Raw genomic sequence first — 1,582 nt, 5'->3', positions numbered from 1 at the left:
TTAAAAGTCTGGTGGCGATAGCGAAAAGGTCACACCCGTTCCCATACCGAACACGGAAGTTAAGCTTTTCAGCGCCAATGGTAGTTGAGGGTTTCCCTCTGTGAGAGTAGGACGTCGCCAGGCACCTGAAAGAGAGTAGTCATTATGACTACTCTCTTTTTTTATAATATTTTTCGCGGAAGTTTACTTCTTTAGTCATTTCCTATAAGATGTAAGTAATACCAAGTCTGATTGATTGGAGTGATATAGTTGCAAGAAACTAATGTTATAGCTCAGTTTACAGAATGGCTTAAACAAGTAGGGAAATCACCTAGTACGGTCACAACATATCAACGTGAAATTCAAAAATATCAAGACTGGCTTCAACAATATTCGATTTATTTAGAGGACATATCACAAAAGGATGTTCAATCATATGTATCCTTTTTAGAGCAGCAGGGGAAAAGTCCAGTAACTATTGATAAAATACTTGGAGCGATTCGTACCTTTGCAAAATTCTTGAAGAAACCTGATATCATTATTGATATAACTGTGGTTCCTGTAGAGAAAAAAGACGAAATTGAAGTGTTATCCACTTTTGAATGTGACCAACTTGTCCGTGAAGTAAAAAAGGATGGGCATAATAGAAACATTGCTATTGTCTATTTATTACTTCATACGGGTATTAGAGTGTCAGAATTATGTTCTCTAAATAAGTCTGATATTGATTTCGAAAGAAATCTATTGTTAGTAAAACATAACTCTACTGGTGAAGGAAGAGTGATACCATTATCTGATGAAGCTAGGGCTTATCTAGAAAATCATATAGAACTAAATCGTATCGAAGATGCTTTGTTTGTTTCTAAATCCAACGAACGGCTTACTGAGAGATCGGTTCAATATATGCTTAAAAAGTATCAAGTGAATCCTCACAAATTAAGGCATACTTTTTGTCAGCGACTTGTTGATAAAGGAGTTGCTTTAGAAATAGTATCTGAATTAGCAGGCCACAAAGATATTAATGTAACAAAAAGATACGCAAAATCTAGAATGAAACAACTAGAGCTTGAAAAGGCGATTCAGAATACCTTTTCTAAGGATACACTAGGTTAGGTTGTTTTTAAATATTATTACTGTCATTAAAAGCCATGTACGAGTTGTACATGGCTTTTAATGATTCTTAACAAAAATTTGTTGTATTATGTATAAGATTTATGTAAGATATTCTTTGGCCTCAAAAATTTAGAAGTCTCTTTAAAAATAATTTTAAAACAGAAGTTGACTTCTGCGAATTAAGATGATATAGTAATACATGTAGCCGACAACAACGACTTTGAAAATAACGATTAAAAAAGTTTTTTCGCAGAAGTTGACAACGGTGAAAAGATATTGTAAGATAATCAAGTGCTTAATTGAACCTTGAAAACTGAACAAGAGAACAACAAACGTCAACGTTTTAATTTTAAGTTTTAAACTTTTAAGAGCTAATCTTACTCTTTATTGGAGAGTTTGATCCTGGCTCAGGACGAACGCTGGCGGCGTGCCTAATACATGCAAGTCGAGCGGACTTGGAGGAAGCTTGCTTCCTCCTTGTTAGCGGCGG

At 34.8% G+C, this 1,582-nt stretch carries 1 protein-coding gene and 2 rRNA genes; all 3 read left to right on the top strand.

All coding sequences use genetic code 11. The features are described from left to right. Window positions 1–7 precede the first annotated feature (7 nt). A 5S ribosomal RNA gene (gene rrf, locus M3175_RS23850) occupies window positions 8–123 on the top strand. A 126-nt stretch (window positions 124–249) separates the two neighbouring features. Continuing rightward, complete coding sequence (locus M3175_RS23845) at window positions 250–1,092, top strand: tyrosine-type recombinase/integrase (protein WP_251524430.1); 843 nt, start codon at window positions 250–252, stop codon at window positions 1,090–1,092. A gap of 384 nt (window positions 1,093–1,476) precedes the next feature. Further along, window positions 1,477–1,582, top strand: a 16S ribosomal RNA gene (locus M3175_RS23840); the annotation flags it as partial.

Origin of the sequence: Robertmurraya korlensis, assembly GCF_023715225.1 — a bacterium.
In the GTDB taxonomy this organism is placed as follows: Bacteria; Bacillota; Bacilli; order Bacillales; family Cytobacillaceae; genus Robertmurraya_A.
Note: the sequence above shows the minus strand (reverse complement) of the source record. Positions and strands in the feature narration are given on the sequence as shown.